Source organism: Agrobacterium sp. SORGH_AS 787 (assembly GCF_030819035.1).
GTDB lineage: Bacteria > Pseudomonadota > Alphaproteobacteria > Rhizobiales > Rhizobiaceae > Agrobacterium > Agrobacterium larrymoorei_B.
Genome location: NZ_JAUTBG010000002.1, coordinates 2,885,323 through 2,905,794, shown reverse-complemented (window position 1 = coordinate 2,905,794; position 20,472 = coordinate 2,885,323). Strand labels below are relative to the sequence as shown.

Genomic DNA, 20,472 nt, shown 5'->3' with positions numbered 1-20,472 from the left:
CGACGCGACAGAAAAGGCCCGAAAACCGCTCTCGGTTTTCGGGCCTTATCGTTGCGGTTCATTCTGTTGATTACGCGGCTTGGCCGTAGCTTCTGGATCGGCTTTCGTTCTGCGATAGCTTGAACTGGGCGAGCAGCGTCTTCAGTGCCGCGGCTTCCGTGGCGAGGCCATGGCTGGCGGCTGTCTGCTCTTCCACCATTGCAGCGTTCTGTTGCGTGCCTTGGTCGATCGTGTTGATCGCGGTGTTGATCTCCTGCAGACCGGTGGACTGTTCGCGGGTGGCGCGCACGATGGCGTCGATGTGCTTGTTGATCTCCTGCACTTCCGCAACGATGGTGTCCAGCGCCTTGCCGGCATTGCCGACCAGCGTCACGCCGGAGGCAACCTGCGTGGTGGAGGTGCTGATCAGGGTCTTGATTTCCTTCGCGGCATTGGCAGAGCGCTGAGCGAGTTCGCGCACTTCCTGGGCAACGACCGCGAAGCCCTTGCCCGCTTCGCCCGCGCGGGCCGCTTCCACGCCTGCATTGAGCGCAAGCAGGTTGGTCTGGAAGGCAATCTCGTCGATGACGCCGATGATCTTGGAGATTTCGGTGGACGAGTGCTCGATGCCCTCCATGGCCTTCACCGCATCGCCAACGACGACACCGGATTGTTCTGCGTTCTGACGTGCGCGCTCCACCAGACGACCGACCTCTTCGGCGCGCTTGGCCGAATCCTTGACGGTGGTGGTGATCTCTTCCAGCGCTGCTGCGGTCTCTTCGACGGACGCCGCCTGCTGCTCGGTGCGCTTGGAGAGATCATCCGCCGAATGACGGATTTCGCTTGCGCCCGCGTCGATGGCGTTCGCGTTGTGGCCGACATTGACGAGAGCTGCATTGAGCTTGGCGATGGAGTCGTTGAAGTCGGAGCGCAGGCGATCGACGCGCGCAACGAAAGGCGTGTTGATACGGTAATTGAGATTGCCATTGGAAAGATGGGTCAGGCCTTCGGCCAGCGCATCGACGGCAAACTGGATATCGGCACTGTCCTTCGAGGATTGCCGCTCGCGTTCGGCGCGCTCCTGTTCCGTCATGGTGCGGTTGCGTTCGGCATCGCCCTCCAGACGCTGGCGCTCCAGCGCGTTGGTGCGGAAGACGGCAACGGCGCTGGCCATAGAGCCGATCTGGTCGGTGCGCTCCTGGCCGGGAATGGCGATATTGAGATTGCCGGCGGCAAGCTGCTCCATAGCGGAAGTCATGCGCGTTACCGGTGCGATGACCACGCGGCTAAGAAGCAGAATCAGGCAGCCGATCATGCAGGCAACGGCAAGGACCGTCGCGATGATCGCCGCCACGCGAAAGTCGGAGACAGACGCGAAGGCGGCTTTGCTGTCGACCACAAAGCCGAGGTGCCAATTGACGGACGGCAAGCCCTCCACCGGAATGAAGCTGATGATCTTATCGGCGCCGTTCAACTGCGTCTGGCTAAGCGCGGTGCTGATCTTCGGCGTGTCCACGGGGAAGAGATCTGCGAGCTTCTTGGAGATCACGCCCGCATCCGGGTGGATGAGGATTGTTCCGTCATTATTGACGAGGAAGGCGTAGCCATCCGGGCCGGCGTCGATCTTCTTGATGATGTCGACAAGGCTTGTCAGCGTGAAATCGCTTGCGGCAACACCTGCCAGCTTGCCGCTGCGCTTCACCGGGATGGCGGCACTGACCACAAGTTCGCTGGTGGAGGAATCGATATAGGGTTCGGTCAGGATCGGCGCGTTGACCGCAACGGCCGCCTGGTACCATGGGCGTTTGCGCGGGTCATAGCCCTCCGGCATTTTTTCGCTGGGCCACATGGTGAAGACACCGGCCTCATCGCCGAAATAGGTGGACTTGAATTCGCGAGCCAGAACGTCGTTCTCGAGTGCCTTCTGGAGCGTTACCTGATCGGCGCCCTTGCTCAGCGCAGAGGCAACCATCTCGGTCATGATGACGCGCCCGTTCAGCCAGTTGGCAATGCTGGTTGCTGCTTCTTCACCAGTGGAATTGACCTTTTCGGAAACAAAGCTGTTGGCAGCACTGCGCTGGAGGCTGTCGATGTAAATGGAGAAACCGGCGAAGGCAGCGACGACAAGACAGGAAGCGGAAATAACGATCCGCGTCATCAAGTTCGATTTCGTGGACAAAATAATGGTCCTCGGATGGTCCGGCCTGAGACCGGATTGACTGGAAACATGCCATTGGCAATTGCGGCGCGCATCATGCACCCGAGAATTGATTTTCATCAGCTAAGAAACGTTTGAGTGAGAACTGTAAATATAAGCTTAAGCTGATGTTTTCCATAGCACTTCGCGGATCGATCGACTTGATCTTCCGTTACGGCAGTGGACAGCTTGATTTTCAGGCATTGCGCCTTTTTGTTGCGCAGTTCTGCCAAGTCTTTTATGCAAGAGATCTACCGCTTCCAGCATCCTCTGGAAGCGGTTTCAGTTTGAGGTGGGATCATGTCTTCGTCGGAAGCTGTCGGGAACGTGTCGCAGGGCGGCAGTTCATGGGCCGCGCATTTGCGCGCTACGCTTGCATTGGGTATTCCGCTCATCGGAGCGCAACTGGCGCAGCTTGGCATTCATACCACCGACATGATCATCGTCGGCCAGCTCGGCGCAGAAAAGCTTGCCGCCATGGTGCTGGCCGGTCAGTTCTTTTTCGTCGTCTTCATCTTCGGCTCCGGCTTTTCTGTCGCCGTCGTTCCCATGGTTGCCAATGCCTACGGGCAGGGGGATGCGACATCTGCGCGGCGCGCGCTCCGCATGGGCATGTGGGTGGCGATAGCTTACTGGCTGCTGGCACTCGGTATTTTCCACAATGCGGAGCGTATCCTGGTGGCGCTTGGGCAAAATCCAAACGTGGCGAAGCTGACCGGCGATTACCTCGCCATTTCGAAGTTTGGCATGCTTCCGGGCCTGCTGTTCTATGTGATGCGCGGTCTGGTCAGTGCTATCGGGCGTGCGAGCATTGTTCTCTATGCCACGATCGCCATGCTGCTGCTCAACGGCGTCCTAGCCTATGGCCTTGTTCTTGGCCATTTCGGCCTGCCCGCTATGGGCATGAATGGTGCTGCCGTGGTGGCCGTCATCGTCAATCTTTTCAGTCTCGTGTTCATTGTCCTCTATATTCAGACGCAGGAAGAGACACGCCAATACGAGCTCTTCGTGCGCTTCTGGAAGCCGGATTGGAAGGCGCTTGGCGAGGTGTTGCGTCTTGGTCTCCCCATCAGCATTACCATTTTGGCGGAAGTCACGCTGTTTTCGGCCGCTTCCATTCTGATCGGCCAGATCGGCACGATCGAACTTGCGGCCCACGGCATTGCGCTGCAATTGGCCTCGCTTGCCTTCATGATCCCGCTTGGACTGTCGCAAGCCGCCACAGTCCGCATTGGCGTTGCTCATGGCAGAGGCGATTATCCCAATCTGATCCGGGCTGCGATCACCGTCTATGCAGTCGCCTGCGTGATTGCGATTTGCGGCGGGATACTCTTCGCGCTGGTGCCTGAAAGGCTCGGCAGCCTGTTCCTCGATGGGCGCCTTCCCGAGGCGCCGCAGGTGCTGGCTTATGCGTCGACGCTTATCGTCATGGCCGGTCTGTTCCAGCTGGTGGACGGTATCCAGGCCGTGGCGGCAGGCTTGCTGCGCGGGTTGAAGGATGCACGTGTGCCAGCTCTTCTCGCTCTGATTTCCTATTGGCCCATCGGCCTTGGACTCGCCTGGACCATGGCCTTTCCGCTCGGCTTCGGGGGCGTCGGCGTCTGGTCTGGATTTGTCGTGGGGCTGAGTGCTGCGGCGATCATGCTGACGACACGCTTCTATCTGTTGGTGAAGCGCGAGATGAAGACGGCAGGTAAAGCGTGAAACGAAAACGGCCCGCTTTGAGGTGGGCCGAGTATCATCTGGAATAAAGACGAGTCTTATCAGCGCTCTGCGAGGGCCGGTTCGCCCTTCTTCTCACGCAGCAGGTTGACGAAGCGGCGGAAGAGGTAGTGGCTGTCCTGCGGGCCCGGCGATGCTTCCGGGTGGTGCTGTACCGAGAAGACCGGCTTGCCGGTGATGCGCAGGCCGCAATTGGTGCCGTCGAAGAGCGACGTGTGAGTCTCTTCAACGCCTTCCGGCAGAGACTTCGCATCCACCGCAAAGCCGTGGTTCATAGAGACGATTTCCACTTTGCCGGTGGTGAAATCCTTGACCGGGTGGTTTGCGCCATGGTGGCCCTGGTGCATCTTCTCGGTCTTGGCGCCAACGGCAAGGCCGAGCATCTGGTGGCCGAGGCAGATGCCGAAGATCGGCAGCTCGGTCTGGATGAGGTTCTGGATGACGGGGACCGCATAGACGCCGGTCGCCGCAGGGTCTCCCGGACCGTTGGAGAGGAAGACGCCATCCGGCTTCAGCGCCATGATATCTTCGGCAGAGGTCTGTGCCGGAACGACCGTAACCTTGCAATCCAGACCGGCGAAAAGACGCAGGATGTTGCGCTTCACGCCGAAGTCGACGCAAACGACATGGTACTTGGCGTCTTTTTCTCCGAGCGTGCCGTAGCCCTGGCCCCACTCCCATGGCGTTTCGTTCCAGACGGAGGACTGACCGGAGGTGGCTTCGATGGCGAGATCGAGGCCGACGAGACCGCTCCAGGCCTTGGCTTCTGCCTTCAGCGCTTCGATATCGAAAACGCCATTCGGGTCGTGGGCGATGACTGCGTTCGGCGCGCCGTTTTCGCGGATCCAGGCGGTCAGCGCGCGGGTGTCGATGCCGCAGAGACCGATGATGCCGCGGCTCTTCAGCCAGGCGTCGAGATGCTTGGCAGCGCGGTAGTTGGACGGATCGGTGATATCGGCCTTGAAGATGACGCCGACCGCGCCGTGGCGTGCTGCCGGCGTCAGGTCTTCGATGTCTTCGTCATTGGTGCCGATATTGCCGATATGCGGGAAAGTGAAGGTGACGATCTGGCCGAGATAGGACGGGTCGGTCAGGATTTCCTCGTAGCCCGTCAGCGCGGTGTTGAAGCAGACTTCCGCCTGAACCTTGCCTGTTGCGCCGATGCCGGTTCCCTCGATCACGGTGCCATCTGCAAGAACGAGCATGGCGGTCGGTTTGCGTGTTGTCCAGGGAGCTGTCTCGGTCATCTCGTTTTCCGTTTCTGCCGGTCCGGCCCGCCTCTTGAAAGGCAGGACGAAAGCGGTCATGTTTTCTCGCGGAGTAAGGACGCGCGAAAGCCTTCGCGTCGTAACCTTCGTTAAATTCTCGTGCAGGTGCCGGAAAATAACGGAAGCGGTCCGTGCGGTCAACCGCGGGGCCGGTGAATCCGCAGGAATTAAAAGCAAGCCTCTTCAAGAACTTGAGCAAAGGGTTTGCCGATTGGCGCCTGCTCGTTTATGTCACCCGCACAATTGTTAAGGAAAGTCTTGCGCTGGAAATATCTTCACGCCCGGCTTTCCAAGGAGAAACAGAGATGATCCGCGATACATTCGCAAGCGCCCTGAAAGAAGCCATGAAGGCCAAGGATGCCCTTCGCCTGTCGACGATCCGTCTGGTGCAGACGGCGATCAAGGATCGCGATATTGCCAATCGCGGTGTCGGCAAGGAGCCTGTTTCGGACGAGGAAATCCTGCAGATTCTCGCCAAGATGATCAAGCAGCGCGAAGAGTCTTCCGCCATCTACGAGAAGGCCGGGCGCGATGAACTCGCCAAGCAGGAGCGGGACGAAATCGCCATCATCAAGTCTTTCATGCCGGAAGAGATTCCAGAGGAGGACGTTCGCGGCATTATCGAAGGCGTGATTGCCGAGACGGAGGCATCGGGCCTGCGTGACATGGGCAAGGTTATGGCTGTGCTGAAGGAGCGCTATCCGGGTCGTATCGATTTCGGCAAGGCGTCCGCTCAGATCAAGGATTTGCTGAAGTAAATCCGGCACGCTCCACTGCGACCGTTGACTGACGATAAACGTAAGAAAGGCAGGGCATATGTGGGTGCCCTGCCTTTCTTTTACCGGAAGGTACGCCTGCGGACTGGCGATCTCTTATCGGGCGAGCGGTGGGGGGATTTCGCCCGGGCCTTCCGGCGTTACTCATCACTCTCGACCTCATGTCGATGATGAGAGATTGCCACGCGTCTTGCCCTTCTTCAAATTACAAATAGGTAATTTGGAGCGCGGGGTTTCTGCCGCAATTTCGCCTGAAGTTTCGATAGGCGAGGTGATTTGCGTCTGTGCGGTAGACTGTGAATAACAGGCATGATGGCGCGGCAGGCTTGGTATTTTGCAGCCGACAGGCTTATATAGAAGATCGGCGGATGGCCGGCAGAGATTTCAGGTACAATGCGCTTTTCAAACTCCTTCCTCGACGAGATACGCGACCGGGTGAACATCTCCGATGTCATCGGCAAACGCGTGACCTGGGACAGGAAGAAGAGCAACGCCTCGAAGGGCGACTATTGGGCTTGCTGCCCATTCCATGGCGAAAAGAGTCCGAGCTTTCACTGCGAGGATCGCAAGGGTCGTTACCATTGCTTCGGCTGTGGTGTGTCCGGCGATCATTTCCGTTTCCTGACGGACCTCGACGGTATGGCCTTTCCAGAGGCTGTGCAGCAGATTGCCGATATGGCAGGCGTTGCCATGCCGCAGCCGGATGTGCAGGCCGAGCGGCGCGAACGCGAGCGGGCCTCGCTTCAGGACGTCATGGAAATGGCGACCCTGTTCTTCCAGGATCAGTTGCAGACGGCGGCAGGAGCGAGAGCGCGCGCCTATCTGCGCGATCGTGGCTTGACCGGACGCACCATCGAGACCTTCCGCCTTGGCTATGCGCCGGACAGCCGCAATGCGTTGAAAGAGCATCTTGCCGCCAAGGGCATCAGCAAGGAGCAGATGGAGGCTTGCGGCCTTGTGGTGCATGAGAATGTGCCGGTTTCCTATGACCGTTTTCGCGACCGCATCATGTTTCCCATCCTGTCCTCGCGCGAAAAGGTTATCGCCTTTGGCGGGCGCGCCATGGCGGCGGATGCGCTGGCGAAATATCTGAACTCGAACGAAACCGAGCTCTTTCACAAGGGCAACGTCCTTTACAATTTCGCCCGTGCACGCCGGGCCACACAATCTGCTGGAACGGTCATTGCCGTCGAAGGCTATATGGATGTGATCGCGCTCTATCAGGCGGGCGTCGAAAATGCCGTCGCGCCGCTCGGTACGGCGCTGACCGAGAACCAGCTTGAGCTTCTCTGGAAGATGTCGTCACAGCCCGTGCTCTGCTTCGATGGCGACGGCGCGGGTATTCGTGCAGCCAACCGTGCGGCGGATCTGGCGCTGCCGCATATCAAGCCGGGGCGCTCTGTCAGCTTCGCTTTGCTTCCCGACGGTAAGGACCCGGACGATCTGGTGCGCCACGAGGGCAGGGCGCCTTTCGACCGTGTACTCTCCGAGGCAAAGCCGCTGGCCGCGATGATCTGGAGCCGTGAGACCGCATCGACCGCTTTCGATACGCCGGAAAAGCGTGCAGAGCTGGAAAACCGTCTGCGCCAGATCGTTTCGGTCATTGGCGACGAAAGCGTGCGCCGCTTCTACCAGCAGGATATGCGCGACAGGCTGAATGCGTTCTTTCAGCCGCAATTTCAGCGCGGCGGCAGCAATATGCCGAACCGCAATTTCGGTCGTGGTGCCTCGGCCAATGGCAGGAATGGGCAGCGCGGGCAGGCTGGAGCGTCTTCCAGCGCTGGCGGTGGGATTTCCGATCGGCTCAGCCAGTCCGGTCTGGTGAAGGGGTATCTGACGACGCCAGCGCTTCGCGAAAGTGTGTTGGCGCTGACCATCGTCAACCATCCGCAGTTGCTGTTGGAGGAATATGACGAGATTGCCGCGATCGACTACGAAAACCGTGATCTTCAGCGTCTCTGGTCGCAGGTGCTGACCTATGCCGCGGAGAACGCGGCGGAGCTTTCGCGTGCCAGCCTGATGGAGCGGTTGGAAGCGCACGGCTTCGACGCGCTTGTGAAGGCGATGAACCAGCAGGTGCGCAATGCGCGGCTCTGGACTGCGACCGAGCAGGCAGCCCCTGAGGATGCGCGTGAGGGCTATGTGCAGGCGCTGTCGCTTCACAAGCGTACCAAGGCGTTGAGATGGCAGAAGATCGATCTGGAGCGGGAGATTGCCGAGGCGACGGAGGCAGGCGATGGCGAGCGTGTCGGTCTTCTGATGCGCGCCCTTTCCGAAGTGCAGCTTGAGATTGGACGTATGGAAAATCAGGAAGCGATCATTGATGGTTTCGGTGTGATGTCGGGCAGGGTGAAGGGGCCTGCTTACGGGCATGGATGAAGCCGGTCTTGATCGGTGACATAGGCTTGCCGCGCGTGAAGCTCTTGCTTTGCCGTTTCTCGTTGCAGCAAAATTGCGTGACGTTTTCGTGCGGCGCGCATGTGCTGTTTCGACGCGCTCAGGCTTGCCTTTTGTAATTATTGCCCTAAATAGGGGATAAGTTGGTGAAGGCCCGCAAAATGTTGCCGCTATGACGGCTTTTTCGGTTTTTAACCCTAGGTCTGGCCGGAAAGGCTTGACGTAACGGGAAATAGCGGGAATCACCATTTCAGGAAAAGTAAGGTGGAATGGACCTTGGCGGATCGAAACTGCATGAGCACGTATTTCCGGATGCACTGTCTTAAGGTTCCACCGGTAGGTGCCGCGTTTAATCGGCAATTAAAGATCATTCCGTTAGGTGTTTGACGTGATTCGGGGCCGTCGCCGGAAACCTTTGTAAGGTGGACGGCGTTGGCCCGAGGCGGATGTGAGCGTCAGGGAAAGCGACGAGATAGATGGCAACCAAAGTCAAAGAAAACGAAGAAGCTGAAAACGAACGCGATGGCGCGACGGATGGGCCGCTTCTCGATCTTTCGGATGACGCGGTCAAGAAAATGATCAAGGCCGCGAAGAAACGCGGCTACGTCACCATGGACGAACTCAACGAAGTTCTGCCGTCCGATCAGGTCGACCCCGATCGCATTGAAGACATAATGGCGATGCTCAGTGAAATGGGCATCAATGTCGTTGAGGACGAGGACGCTGAGGAAGCCTCCCCTGAGGCCGATAGCGACGATTCCGACGGTGAAGAGGCCGAGGGTGGCGAACTTGCGCCTTCCAGCGGCACAGCACTTGCGACCGCCAAAAAGAAAGAGCCGACAGACCGCACCGACGACCCGGTGCGCATGTATCTGCGCGAAATGGGCTCGGTAGAGCTTCTGTCGCGCGAAGGCGAAATTGCGATCGCCAAGCGCATCGAGGCTGGCCGCGAGACAATGATCTCCGGCCTGTGCGAAAGCCCGTTGACGTTCCAGGCGCTGATCATCTGGCGCGACGAACTCAATGAAGGCACGACGCTGCTGCGCGAGATCATCGATCTTGAAACGACCTATTCCGGTCCTGAGGCCAAGGCCGCGCCGCAGTTCCAGAGCCCGGAAAAGATCGAGGCTGACCGCAAGGCTGCCGAAGAAAAGGAAAAGACCCGCCGCGCCCGCAATCCGGGCGGCGATGACGACGTGACCAATGTCGGCGGCGAAGGCTTGCCGCCGGAAGAGGAAGAAGAGGACGACGACGAGTCGAACCTCTCTCTCGCGGCCATGGAAGCGGAACTGCGTCCGCAGGTCATGGAAACGCTGGACACGATTGCCGATACCTACAAGAAGCTGCGCAAGCTTCAGGATCAGCAGGTCGAGGCGCGTCTTGCCTGCACGGGCACGCTGTCCACTGGTCAGGAGCGTCGCTACAAGGAACTGAAGGATCAGTTGATCACGGCGGTGAAGTCGCTGTCGCTGAACCAGAACCGTATCGACAGCCTTGTCGAGCAGCTCTACGACATTTCCAAGCGTCTGATGCAGAACGAAGGTCGTTTGTTGCGTCTTGCCGAGTCCTACGGCGTGAAGCGCGATAGCTTCCTCGAGCAGTATCACGGTGCGGAACTCGATCCGAACTGGATGAAGTCGATCGCCAATCTTGCAGCCAAGGGCTGGAAGGAATTTGCGCGCGAAGAGAACAACACGATCCGCGATATCCGCCAGGAAATTCAGAACCTGGCGCAGGAAACCGGTATTTCGATCGCTGAATTCCGCCGCATCGTTTCTATGGTGCAGAAGGGTGAGCGCGAAGCACGTATCGCCAAGAAGGAAATGGTGGAAGCCAACCTTCGTCTGGTGATCTCGATTGCCAAGAAGTACACCAACCGCGGTCTGCAGTTCCTCGATCTCATTCAGGAAGGCAATATCGGCCTGATGAAGGCGGTCGACAAGTTCGAGTACCGTCGCGGCTACAAGTTCTCGACCTATGCGACGTGGTGGATTCGTCAGGCGATCACCCGCTCGATCGCAGACCAGGCGCGCACGATCCGTATTCCGGTGCACATGATTGAAACGATCAACAAGATCGTTCGCACATCGCGCCAGATGCTGCATGAAATCGGTCGCGAACCGACCCCTGAAGAGCTGGCTGAAAAGCTTGCGATGCCGCTTGAAAAGGTCCGCAAGGTTCTGAAGATTGCCAAGGAGCCGATCTCGCTCGAAACGCCGGTGGGTGACGAAGAAGATTCGCATCTCGGGGACTTCATCGAGGACAAGAACGCGCTTCTGCCGATCGACGCTGCCATCCAGGCAAACCTCCGCGAAACGACGACCCGCGTTCTGGCATCGCTGACGCCACGTGAAGAGCGCGTCCTGCGCATGCGCTTCGGCATCGGCATGAACACCGACCACACGCTGGAAGAAGTCGGCCAGCAGTTCTCCGTCACACGCGAACGTATCCGCCAGATCGAGGCGAAGGCGCTGCGCAAGCTGAAGCACCCGAGCCGTTCGCGCAAGCTGCGCTCGTTCCTCGACAGCTGATCGGCAGTCGCACAAGATTTAAAACCCGGTCAGACGATGGCCGGGTTTTTTGCTTTCAACGGGGCCGATCCTCATTCGGCTGAGATATCAACGCCTATGGAAAAGCCACCGACAAAGATTGTGCGGCAGGGAATCTCGACCATCCCGATATCCTTGCTGCTGCACGTCTTGGTTATCGGCAGTTTCTATTTTCAGTTGCCTGGACAATTGTCCAAGCCTCCCGAACCTGAAAGCGTGAGCGTGGAACTGGTCGACCCTCCGAAGGCAGAGCCGCTGCCGGAGAAGAAGGCAGAAGAAGCAAAGAAACCGGAACCACCTCCACCGCCGCCGCCAAAGAGCGAGCAAGCTTCGAGCCTTCCAAGTGTTGCCATTCGCCCGGACAAGACGCAGCTCGATGAGCCCGGGAAACAGACGGACGAGGGTGGGCAGGAGCAACCAAAGCCGGGTGAGGGAGCCGTTCCTGACGCTCAAAAAAGCGTAACGGTTGCCAAGCCGGAGGCACAGGCAGCTCCGCAAGCGCCTTCACCCCCGACGCCAGTGCCCTCCCAGTCATCGGCACCGCTCGCCAACGCCGCTACCGGCGAGATCGCTGCCTCCGAGACCCCGCCGCTCCAGGATCAGGTGGCCACTGTGGTGCCTGCACCGAAGCCGGACCCAAAAGAGGTCAAGCCTGCACAAGTGGATTCCCCAGCTTCTGGTGAGGGAAATCCGCAATTGAAGCCGGCAAAGAAATTACTCGCGAGCGGTAAACGCCCGAAACCCATGCTGCGACAGATCATGGGCAAGTTGTCGCCCGAACAGCGCGTGGCGCAACTATGCATTGCTGAGACAATGGCACAGATTAAAGAGAGCAGGGGCGCCTTTATTGGGTTGCAGCCCCACACGGCCAAGAACTATCCGATCTCTGGCAATCTCATGAACGCCAAAGGTGCGTTCAACATGGGCAATAACAAATGGTTCGCGGTCGATTACCGATGCGAAGTGGACATCGACAAGTACATCGTGACGGATTTCCGGTTTCACATCGGCGACCAGCTTGCACCGGAAGACGTCAAGCGCCTCAAGCTTCCGGAAGGTTGATAACCTCCATGGAAGCGGTTGGGAGACCGGAAGTGTCTTTCAGACTGCACGCTGCCCAGACGCGAACGCGATTTCGGTGCGCCCTGAAGAGCGCACGCTGCGTTACGCCTCGACCTTCTTGCCCACCAGCTTGCCGATAGACGACAGCAAAGAATCCTCGTCATATGGCTTGCGGATGATCGGCACATGCGAAAGTTCGCCCGGCACCATGATGCCGTCGGCATAACCGGTGGCAAACATGAAGGGGATTTCACGTCTCAGCAATTCGTAGGCCACGGGGATCGACGTGTCGGTTCCAAGATTGATATCGAGGATCGCGACGTCCGGCTTTGCCGTTTTCAGCTTCTCCAGCGCCATGGCGGATGATGTCGCCGTTTCGATGTCGGTAATGCCATGCTGTTCCAGCATGTACTCCACATCCATGGCGATCAGCATCTGATCTTCAACGAGAAATACGTTCAACTTGTCCTCCGGGGAATAGGATGCGAAATCGGCTTTTCCGCCGATCTGCGTGTCGTTGGCCGTCTCCACGACGCTGACCGAGGCGTGGCGCGCGGGGATGAGAATTTGTGCCTCCAGACCATGGGGCAGATAATCGATGCGGCTCTTGCCGCCGAGGTCATAGGGAACGCTGCGGCTGATGAGGGCCGTTCCGAAGCCGGTTTTCGCCGGCGGCGTTATTCTGGTGCGGGCTTTTTCCTGCCAGTCGAGTACGACGTCACGCCGCTCGTTGAGGCGCCAAGCGACCGAAAGCTCCCCGCCGGCATGGGCAAGTGCGCCATATTTGGCGGCATTGGTCGCAAGCTCATGGAGCACGAGCGCCATGACCGAGAAGGCGCGCGAATCCAGTACAACGGCTGTTCCATCGAGCGAAATCACGGTCTCGGGCGACCGATGGGGCGAGAGTTCTGCCTCAAGAAGATCTTTCAACATGCCGCCGCCTTCGCCGCGGACCACCTGGTCATGCGCGAAGGAAAGCGCCTGGATGCGCCCCTTCAGTGCCGTCACATATTCCTGCAGCGTGCGGCCTTCCTGGGTGGGGTTGCCCACCAGGGATTTGATGATCGCCAGCACATTCTTGACGCGGTGGTTCAGCTCTTCGTTCAGCATGCGCTGGCGCACTTCCGCCTGCGCTCTCTCATCCGCCATCAACTCGCTATGGCGGAAGGCCACTTCCACCAGGGCAACGCGGGCCGCTTCGGCAATCTGGCGGTCTTCCTCCGTCCAGGGCTGGGCTTGCTTGTGAACGGTTTCCTTCCAGATCGCGAAACTCTTGCGCGGCGTCAGACGGTCGCCCAGCGGTCCGGTCTGATAGGATTTCTCCGGATTTCCGCCCCAGTTGAGCGTCTGTATCAGTTCCTTGCGGAAGAACAGGAGATAGTCGTTCTTCACCTGCGAGAGCGATACCGCCATCAGCCCCGCCGTCTGGTCGCTATACTCTTCCGCTTCTGGAAGGTGGTTCAACAGGGCATGCGTCGCCCACACCTTGCCCTCAGCAACGGAGTGCAGCAGCCTGCCAATCTGGGGAATGGCCGCATCGGGTGGCGTGCTGCCGACACCATACCAGTTGTCGTTCATCCAGAGACCAACGCCATCGCAAGGCATCAGCGTTTTGAAGTCGTTCAGGTTGTCGGCCAGAAGCTCTTCTATATTCGTCTGGTGAGTAGCAAGGCGCAGGAACCGGTCGAGTGCGGCATGCGCGTCCTGCGTCGTCATCAGCTTTTTCTGCTGTTTGAGCGCCTGAAGGTGCAGGGAGAAGAACTCGCCAAACATTTCCGCCGCAATGCGCACCGGCATGGGCAGGATTCGTGGAGAATAATGATGGCAGGCAATCAGTCCCCACAGCTTGCCCTCGACAATGATGGAGATCGACATGGATGCCGACACACCCATATTGCGAAGATATTCCAGGTGAATGGGCGAGACGCTGCGCAGATGGGCGTAAGAGAGATCGAGATGTTCTCCGGATGCATCGATGCGCGGGATGACTGGGACAGTTTCACCTTCGGTACTGGAAATGATGCGGAGCGTATTCTTGAGATAAAGAGTGCGCGCCTGCTGGGGAATGTCGCTTGCCGGAAAATACTGGCCGAGAAAGCTCTCGAGCGCCGGCTGTTTCGCTTCCGATATGACCTTGCCAGCGCCATCCTGCTCGAAGCGGTAGATCATGACACGGTCGTAGCCGAGCATCGCCTTGATCAGGCGGGATGTGCGGGAAATCAGACTGTCGACATTGTCGGCTTCACGAATGCGGTCGATCATCAACTGAGCGGTGTGAAGAGGCTGTGCCTCATCGGTCGCCGCTTCCAGCTCTATAATGGTAATGGATTTATAGCGGTGGATCGCAACATCATAGGCTTTGCCGTTGCCCATGCGGACATTGGGCAGGAGGGCAGCGCGGTTGCTGTTTGCCGTGACAGTCAAGGCATTGCGCAGATCATGGACGGCGGTGTGGCCGAAAATCTCTTCGATCTGGCGCCCGGTCAGGTCGCCTGAGATGCCCAGAAAGGTTTCGCAATTCTCGGAATAGCGAAGGATGGTGCGCATGGCGTTATCGCACGCGATCAAACAGCCATGCGGCTGAATGCTGCCTGGAATGTGGATCGGTTCTCTATCGCAGTTTGTGAGATCGACCTTCTGGTCTAAAGGCATCATGGGTCAGTGTTCCAAGCGCAGTGTTATGCTGGACTGCAGGTGGGCCGCTCTTTGAAGGGAAGAGTTTAGCCGGTGGAAATCCCTTGTTATCTCTCTCCTTTCAGGAGAGGGTGCAAAGGTCCCAGAGCCGTTGTCTTGCATTTCAAGAAGAGTGCATATTCCAAGTTCTTCTGCGCTTGCAAGGCAATTCATAGATCGTCTCGTTCGTGGGGAGTGCGCCCAGTACGCACAGACTTTGCCCATAGCAATCAACAACGTTTCGCTTTTACTTCGGTTCCAGCAGTAGGAAAGAATAATTATGCCGCAGAAAATGATCGAACTGACCACAAAGGGACAAGGTCTTTATGAATTCACAGATCAAGCGGCTGCATTCGTGAAAAACGCCGGGGTGGAGGAGGGCCTGTTGACGGTCTTCGTGCGGCATACGTCTTGCTCGTTGATCATACAGGAGAATGCCGACCCGGATGTGCAGCGCGATCTGAAGACGTTCTTCTCCCGCCTTGTGCCGCCCTCCAGCGATCCGGCGATGCGCTGGGTCGTTCATACCATGGAAGGACCGGATGATATGCCCGCGCATATCAAGGCAGCGCTGACTCAGGTTTCGATCGGCATTCCCGTGTCCGACGGGCGTATGGTGCTTGGCACGTGGCAGGGCATCTATCTCTTCGAGCATCGGGATCGACCGCACCGGCGCGACGTGATGCTGCATCTTTCTACGTAAGACGTGCGTCTTGCCTGAACGACGGGTGAATGACCGGTTCTGATAATGTTCAGCAGCACTTGATTAGCGTCTGCTCAATCGGTCTGGCTGGAATGCCAGGCCATGGTTTAGAAACGGAGCAAGACCCATGATTGGCAACTTTGTAAAAGCAGGTTTGGCAGCCCTTATTGCACTCGGCGGCGTTTCCGCCACAGCCACCAGCGCCTCTGCCGATGGTTTCCGGTACGGCATGTATGTTCAGGATGGCTATCGCCATGGCGGCCACGGCGGTCCAGGCTGGGGTCGTCCGGATCGTGGCCGTGACCGCTGCTCGCCTTGGCTTGCGGAAGAAAAGGCAAGCCGCATGGGCATTCGTCGCGCCCGCGTCGTTGACGTTTCGCCGCGCCGCGTGGTTGTCGCCGGCTTCGACCGCTATGGCCGCGACCGTGTCGTGTTTGCCAATGTTCGCGGCTGCCCTGTCATCCGCCGCTAACGGCTGATCCATCAGGATAATGCCTCCGTCATGAGGATGGCGGGGGCATTTTTGTTTCTGCGAACAGATATGTTTTTCACAGGGGAGGGCGCGTTTATGAGACGCGCCCTTTCTGGGTTACTGTTCGATCGCGAATGTCACGTTGACGTTGACGACGTAGGTGTTTTCGCCTGCGGCAATCGGCACGCTATCTTCCTTTTGCATGGTGGCGCGCATCATCGGTGCGGGGACTGGCAAGGGGCGAGGGCTGTTCTCGCTGATTTCCAGAACGCGCCCGACCTTCACACCGGCTGCTTCAGCCAGCGTCTTTGCTTTCGCAACGGCGTCCTCAACAGCCTTCTTGCGCGCATCGGTGAAGACCGCTTCCGGATTGTCATTGGTAAAGGTGATATCGCCGCCCTGATTGATGCCGAGCTTCACGGAAGTATCGAGGATCCCGCCAAGCTTGGTCAGGTCGCGGACGCGCACCGTCAGCCCATTCGTCACCTGATATCCGGTAATTTCCGGCGGGATGTAAACGCCATCCTTCGGCTCGAACTGCTTGTAGACGGGCTGCACCGAAAAATTCGAGGTCTGCAGATCGCGATCGGCGATACCGGCCTTCTTCAACGCCGCCTGAACTTCGGTCATCGCCTTGTTGTTCTCGCTCAAGGCTTCAGCGGCCGTTTGCGCCTGCTTCAAGACACTGAAGGAAAGAACGGCCATATCGGGAGCGGTAGAGGCGTTGCCTTCGCCCGAAACCGTAATCGTCGCTTCGCGCGGCTTGGCGTCTTGCGCAAGGGCTGCGAATGGCGCGAGCGCGGCAAGCGTGACGGTGCCAATCGCAATCGAACGAGCCAGTCTGGATACCATGAAAAAAGTCCTCTGTTGATGTCCCTCTACATCCTATGGCTTTAGATTATGAGACTATTACGGCATAGATTGTGTCAGCCGATTTTCAACGGCTTGTCGCACCGGAAAAATTGCGTTAGAGCGAGACCCACGCACCGGCTGGACCATTGCAGCCCTGCGCATCGACGCGTTTTGCATCGAAGGGCCTGTAGCTCAATGGTTAGAGCCGGCGGCTCATAACCGCTTGGTTGGGGGTTCGAGTCCCTCCGGGCCCACCATTTTTCTTTTTCCAAGTGGATAGCAAAGCTCTTCGCGCGAGGGTTTAGGCGTCTTGCCTACCGATGCTGCCCTTTACGGGGTGAGAGTGCCTTGCTAAAGCTTGCGTGGGTGAGCGGGGTACAGCGCAATGGCGATTTGGTATTACACCATCGGGCCGAAGCGCGCGGGGCCTGTCGGCGAGGAGACAATTCGCCGTCTGATCGAAAATGGTCACATCTCCCGCGACGACTACCTCTTTCATGAGCAAATGACGGACTGGGAAAAGGCCGGTCTCAATCCCATTTTTGCCGATAGCTTTGCAACGCTGCCCCTCGGGTCTGAGGCAAAACCTCTCGGCCCGGAGCAGGTGTTTGTACCCGCACATCCTTGGCGCCGTCTGTGGGCAAGGCTTTTCGATCTATTGATGATGTCACCTTTGTTCACGGTGCTTGGACAAGAAATCTGGGCTGCTTACCTCCATTTCCATGGGAACCGGGCCGGTCTTATCATTGCGGCATTCGTCCTGTATCTGATGCTGATTACTCTCGTTGCTATGATACCCGCATTCTGCTTGGCATTGTTCGGTACGACGCCGGGCAAAGCCATATTCGGCGTATGGGTCCCTACGCCTTGTAAGAGTCTTCGTCTGCGCTTCAGATATTACTTCCGCCGTGAGTACAGGGTGTGGTTTTCGGGTTTTGCCTTGGGCATCCCTCCATTGTTCATCGCGACGTTCCTTTTCCAATATAGTCGGCTGAAGGCCGATTTAGCCGCGAGCTATGACATGGAGCGGCCGAGGGTAGTGGCCGTTCGGCCAAGCCGCATCGCGGCTTTTATCATGGTGCCGTTCATGCTGCTTCTTGTTAGCGGTTCTGTTGTCAATGTGAGCAACTATAGCTCCGACAAAAGGACCAGTGCGAGCCATAGCGCGCTTCCCGTGTCGTCTTATGAGAGTGTCCCGGTTGATCGCATGGCTGTTCCTAATTTGACACCAAGCGATTCGACCAAAACATGGGTCAATCCAAAGACGGGCAGAGGCGCCAAGATTAGCGAAATCTGGCAGATCCCTTCTAATAGTTCCCCTAAAGACAACTTCTTCTTTCTGGCGCCAACGTTGGGAACGACAGCACTGATCTCCTACGAGCGTATTCGGACTGACAATGTCGATCCGGCGGCCTATCTGAAGGATCTGGAAAAGCGCGTCGGCCATATCATGAAAGCGACCTCCGGTTGGGGGACGGCCAATGTCAACGGCGTGCAGGTCATGCGGTTGTCTGGAATCGCCATGACTGCAGCGGAAAGCCAGGCCGAACTGACCTTTTTCATGAGAGGTGGAAACGCTTGGCTGGCCTTGATAGTCATGCAAGGGAATTCCGAATTGCAGTCGATCGAGAAAAAGAATTTTTTGAGTGCGGTATTCGGAACGGTTAATTGACTGGACGCCCGTTCTCATTGGCCCATGGCCAGCTGGCAATGTACGACTAAGACAAGCCGCAAGTGTCGCGGATCAGGCACGTTGCGCCTAACCTTGCCGATCAAGAGCTTAATGGTCTCTCCGGTTCGCAGTGCTCTCGTCACGCCGACTTTATCGCGTCTCTCTGTGCGGCGTCGCGTTTCGCGCGCTATAAGGGGAACGAAGCATGTTTTTTGTCGAAGATCTCGGGAGAATGAACACTGACTGACATCTTGTCCTATATCGCGGAGCGTCGTTCATGATCGTCGGTATTGTTCTGACGGTCGCTTTGCTGTTGTTTCTGATCGCTTTTCCGCGGCACTTGAAACCCGTTGTGGCAGCGCTTGCCGTGGTGTGGGTCTCACTCGGAGGCTGGGTGTTTTTCGACTGGATCCGCTCCGGTGAACGGCTGGAAAAGATCATTGCCACGGCGGCCTATGATCCAACCTGTCGGGATGAGAATGCGCCGATCCGGGTGAGCTTTCAGAATACCAATGATGTGGCGGTCGAGCGGTTGACCTATACGCTGGAAGGTTTTGAGCCTGCCTTTCGCGCGCCGATTTCGTTGGAGGCTTACCAACCGAATGAACGGCGATTGGGGCCGCATGAGAGCTATGCTGCCTGCCGGCCGTTTCGGTTGCGCAGCAATGAGCAAGCCGATCCCGCGCGGCTGGAGTGGCGGGTGACGGTGAATTCAGCGGATTTCGAGTGAGCTTTTGTGATGGAGCGGCGATAGCATCTCTGGGTTTCGCCGCGCCATTGTCATGCGCCTCTATCAGAAGCGCGCGCCTTTTTCGGCGATCATCTTCGTCAGGCTGCCATCCGCGGGGAAAAGCGGGATGAGGCAGGCCTGAAGGGCGTGGTAGATATCGCCCTTGCCGGGGAAGAGGGTGTTGGCCGGAACGAGGTCTTCCGTCAGCTCCTCATGCCAGCCGCCGAATTGATGATCGAGGAAGTTATTGGCGATCGTGCTCCAGATGCGGCGATAGCTGTCTTCGTAGAACTCGTCGGCCGGCAGGTGCTCGTTGAGGAAGTGGGCCGCACCGGCTGCTTCGCACATCGGCCACCAGAGCTTTTCCGTCTTGGCGGGCGTGTTGTCCCAGTCGAGCGTGTAGAAGAAGCCGCCTTTTTCGCGGTCCCAGCCGAGCGCCATGGACTGGACAAAGAGTGACTTGGCGGCTGTCGGCATCCAGTCGTGCTTGCGGTCTCCGAGGATCCACAGCTGCAGGATGAGGCGCGACCATTCCAGCCAGTGGCCGGGCGTGGAGCCTGAGGGGCGGAACATCTCGTTGCCGCGATAATCCTTGTCCAGCACCCAGTTCTCGTCGAAATGTTCCGGCACGCGGAAATCCAGTGCACCTGCGGCGCGGCGGATGATGAGATCGGCGATGCGTTCGGCTTTCGAGAGATAGGCCTTGTCGCCCGTCACTTCGAAGGCGGCCATCAGGGCTTCGGTCAGGTGCATGTTGGAGTTCTGGCCGCGATAGTTCTCGATCGGCGACCAATCGCGGTGAAACTCTTCTTTGATGGCGCCATGCTTCTCTTCCCAGAAACGGGTTTCGAGAACCTCGGTGATATCGGCCAGCATCGCATCTGCCAGTGGATGGCCGACGACCTTGGCGGAAGAGGCGGCGAGAAGCACGAAGGCATGGCCATAACCCTGCTTAGTGGCGTCGGCAGGACCGTTATCATCCACCTGCCAGAAATAGCCGCCATGCTCCTGATCGCGGTGCCTGTTCCACAAATAGGTCATGCCATGATCGACGATATCGCCGCAGCCGGGGCGACCGAGCAGGTGGCCGATGGAAAAGCAATGCACCATGCGGGCGGAGGCATGAATGCCGCGCACCGGATTGTCGGAAGACAGAGGCGCGCCTTGCCGGTCGAGATCGAAGAAGCCGCCTTTAGGATTGACCGCGCGATACTGGAAGAAATCGAACAGGCCTTCCGCCTGCTTCACCAGCCATTGGCGGTGCCAGGGCAGCGTGCTCCAATAGGCTTTCGTGCTTTCCGTCTCGGTCATCCATTCCTCCTTTGATGCGCTGATGGAGGATACCTATATCTTTGAGGCGCGAGGGTGTCATCCATACCGGAAATTTCCTACCTTGTTTCTCGCACGAGAGCGACCGAAT

At 58.1% G+C, this 20,472-nt stretch carries 14 protein-coding genes and 1 tRNA gene; 10 read left to right on the top strand and 5 right to left on the bottom strand.

Annotation, left to right across the window (positions count from 1 at the left end):
- Nucleotides 1-70: 70 nt before the first annotated feature.
- Nucleotides 71-2,158, bottom strand: a complete 2,088-nt coding sequence (locus tag QE435_RS23240) for a methyl-accepting chemotaxis protein (protein WP_349042795.1) — start codon at nucleotides 2,156-2,158, stop codon at nucleotides 71-73.
- 318 nt (nucleotides 2,159-2,476) lie between these two features.
- Between QE435_RS23240 and QE435_RS23235 the strand changes: the two genes are divergently transcribed.
- Nucleotides 2,477-3,880 (top strand): MATE family efflux transporter, encoded by a 1,404-nt coding sequence (locus tag QE435_RS23235; protein WP_309771400.1) that lies wholly within the window; start codon nucleotides 2,477-2,479, stop codon nucleotides 3,878-3,880.
- A gap of 59 nt (nucleotides 3,881-3,939) precedes the next feature.
- Here the strand turns inward: QE435_RS23235 and carA are convergent, their stop codons facing one another.
- A complete protein-coding gene (carA, locus tag QE435_RS23230) occupies nucleotides 3,940-5,145 on the bottom strand; it encodes a glutamine-hydrolyzing carbamoyl-phosphate synthase small subunit (RefSeq protein ID WP_306933598.1) in 1,206 nt (401 codons plus the stop codon).
- Between the two features lie 326 nt (nucleotides 5,146-5,471).
- Between carA and QE435_RS23225 the strand changes: the two genes are divergently transcribed.
- The 4 genes from QE435_RS23225 to QE435_RS23210 all read left to right on the top strand — a co-directional run bounded on the left by QE435_RS23225 (nucleotide 5,472) and on the right by QE435_RS23210 (nucleotide 11,950).
- Complete coding sequence (locus QE435_RS23225; RefSeq protein ID WP_349042794.1) at nucleotides 5,472-5,924, top strand: GatB/YqeY domain-containing protein; 453 nt, start codon at nucleotides 5,472-5,474, stop codon at nucleotides 5,922-5,924.
- Between the two features lie 411 nt (nucleotides 5,925-6,335).
- Nucleotides 6,336-8,321, top strand: coding sequence for a DNA primase (gene dnaG, locus QE435_RS23220; RefSeq protein WP_349042793.1), 1,986 nt, complete (start codon nucleotides 6,336-6,338; stop codon nucleotides 8,319-8,321).
- Between the two features lie 494 nt (nucleotides 8,322-8,815).
- The gene (gene rpoD, locus QE435_RS23215; RefSeq protein ID WP_306933592.1) at nucleotides 8,816-10,870 is read left to right on the top strand and encodes an RNA polymerase sigma factor RpoD; all 2,055 of its coding nucleotides are present in this window, start codon (nucleotides 8,816-8,818) and stop codon (nucleotides 10,868-10,870) included.
- Nucleotides 10,871-10,906: 36 nt separating this feature from the next.
- A complete protein-coding gene (locus QE435_RS23210; protein WP_349042792.1) occupies nucleotides 10,907-11,950 on the top strand; it encodes a DUF930 domain-containing protein in 1,044 nt (347 codons plus the stop codon).
- A 102-nt stretch (nucleotides 11,951-12,052) separates the two neighbouring features.
- Here QE435_RS23210 and QE435_RS23205 read toward each other — a convergent pair whose 3' ends face one another.
- Nucleotides 12,053-14,605, bottom strand: coding sequence for an HWE histidine kinase domain-containing protein (locus QE435_RS23205; RefSeq protein WP_349042791.1), 2,553 nt, complete (start codon nucleotides 14,603-14,605; stop codon nucleotides 12,053-12,055).
- Between the two features lie 298 nt (nucleotides 14,606-14,903).
- On the opposite strand from QE435_RS23205, the gene QE435_RS23200 reads away from it, so the two are divergent.
- Together QE435_RS23200 and QE435_RS23195 are read left to right on the top strand one after the other, a co-directional pair.
- Nucleotides 14,904-15,326, top strand: coding sequence for a secondary thiamine-phosphate synthase enzyme YjbQ (locus tag QE435_RS23200; protein WP_349042790.1), 423 nt, complete (start codon nucleotides 14,904-14,906; stop codon nucleotides 15,324-15,326).
- Nucleotides 15,327-15,453: 127 nt separating this feature from the next.
- Nucleotides 15,454-15,798 carry a hypothetical protein gene (locus tag QE435_RS23195; protein WP_062426460.1) on the top strand — a complete coding sequence of 115 codons (345 nt, stop codon included), beginning with the start codon at nucleotides 15,454-15,456 and terminating at the stop codon, nucleotides 15,796-15,798.
- A gap of 117 nt (nucleotides 15,799-15,915) precedes the next feature.
- Here QE435_RS23195 and QE435_RS23190 read toward each other — a convergent pair whose 3' ends face one another.
- Nucleotides 15,916-16,650 (bottom strand): SIMPL domain-containing protein, encoded by a 735-nt coding sequence (locus tag QE435_RS23190; RefSeq protein ID WP_349042789.1) that lies wholly within the window; start codon nucleotides 16,648-16,650, stop codon nucleotides 15,916-15,918.
- A 181-nt stretch (nucleotides 16,651-16,831) separates the two neighbouring features.
- On the opposite strand from QE435_RS23190, the gene QE435_RS23185 reads away from it, so the two are divergent.
- The 3 genes from QE435_RS23185 to QE435_RS23175 all read left to right on the top strand — a co-directional run bounded on the left by QE435_RS23185 (nucleotide 16,832) and on the right by QE435_RS23175 (nucleotide 19,052).
- Nucleotides 16,832-16,907: transfer RNA gene (locus tag QE435_RS23185), tRNA-Ile, on the top strand.
- Nucleotides 16,908-17,035: 128 nt separating this feature from the next.
- Nucleotides 17,036-18,322 carry an RDD family protein gene (locus QE435_RS23180; RefSeq protein WP_349042788.1) on the top strand — a complete coding sequence of 429 codons (1,287 nt, stop codon included), beginning with the start codon at nucleotides 17,036-17,038 and terminating at the stop codon, nucleotides 18,320-18,322.
- A gap of 277 nt (nucleotides 18,323-18,599) precedes the next feature.
- Nucleotides 18,600-19,052: a hypothetical protein gene (locus QE435_RS23175; RefSeq protein WP_349042787.1), complete on the top strand. Its 453-nt coding sequence runs from the start codon at nucleotides 18,600-18,602 to the stop codon at nucleotides 19,050-19,052.
- Nucleotides 19,053-19,115: 63 nt separating this feature from the next.
- Here QE435_RS23175 and QE435_RS23170 read toward each other — a convergent pair whose 3' ends face one another.
- Nucleotides 19,116-20,363 (bottom strand): AGE family epimerase/isomerase, encoded by a 1,248-nt coding sequence (locus tag QE435_RS23170; RefSeq protein ID WP_349042786.1) that lies wholly within the window; start codon nucleotides 20,361-20,363, stop codon nucleotides 19,116-19,118.
- Between the last annotated feature and the right edge of the window lie 109 nt (nucleotides 20,364-20,472).

Excerpts from the sequence above, each read along its gene's own strand:
- rpoD (WP_306933592.1), top strand. The coding sequence starts at position 8,816 with ATGGCAACCAAAGTCAAAGAAAACGAAGAAGCTGAAAACGAACGCGAT.
- QE435_RS23195 (WP_062426460.1), top strand. The coding sequence starts at position 15,454 with ATGATTGGCAACTTTGTAAAAGCAGGTTTGGCAGCCCTTATTGCACTC.
- dnaG (WP_349042793.1), top strand. The coding sequence starts at position 6,336 with ATGCGCTTTTCAAACTCCTTCCTCGACGAGATACGCGACCGGGTGAAC.
- QE435_RS23225 (WP_349042794.1), top strand. The coding sequence starts at position 5,472 with ATGATCCGCGATACATTCGCAAGCGCCCTGAAAGAAGCCATGAAGGCC.
- QE435_RS23190 (WP_349042789.1), bottom strand. The coding sequence starts at position 16,650 with ATGGTATCCAGACTGGCTCGTTCGATTGCGATTGGCACCGTCACGCTT.
- QE435_RS23205 (WP_349042791.1), bottom strand. The coding sequence starts at position 14,605 with ATGATGCCTTTAGACCAGAAGGTCGATCTCACAAACTGCGATAGAGAA.
- QE435_RS23200 (WP_349042790.1), top strand. The coding sequence starts at position 14,904 with ATGCCGCAGAAAATGATCGAACTGACCACAAAGGGACAAGGTCTTTAT.
- QE435_RS23175 (WP_349042787.1), top strand. The coding sequence starts at position 18,600 with ATGATCGTCGGTATTGTTCTGACGGTCGCTTTGCTGTTGTTTCTGATC.
- QE435_RS23235 (WP_309771400.1), top strand. The coding sequence starts at position 2,477 with ATGTCTTCGTCGGAAGCTGTCGGGAACGTGTCGCAGGGCGGCAGTTCA.
- QE435_RS23170 (WP_349042786.1), bottom strand. The coding sequence starts at position 20,363 with ATGACCGAGACGGAAAGCACGAAAGCCTATTGGAGCACGCTGCCCTGG.
- carA (WP_306933598.1), bottom strand. The coding sequence starts at position 5,145 with ATGACCGAGACAGCTCCCTGGACAACACGCAAACCGACCGCCATGCTC.
- QE435_RS23210 (WP_349042792.1), top strand. The coding sequence starts at position 10,907 with ATGGCCGGGTTTTTTGCTTTCAACGGGGCCGATCCTCATTCGGCTGAG.
- QE435_RS23180 (WP_349042788.1), top strand. The coding sequence starts at position 17,036 with ATGGCGATTTGGTATTACACCATCGGGCCGAAGCGCGCGGGGCCTGTC.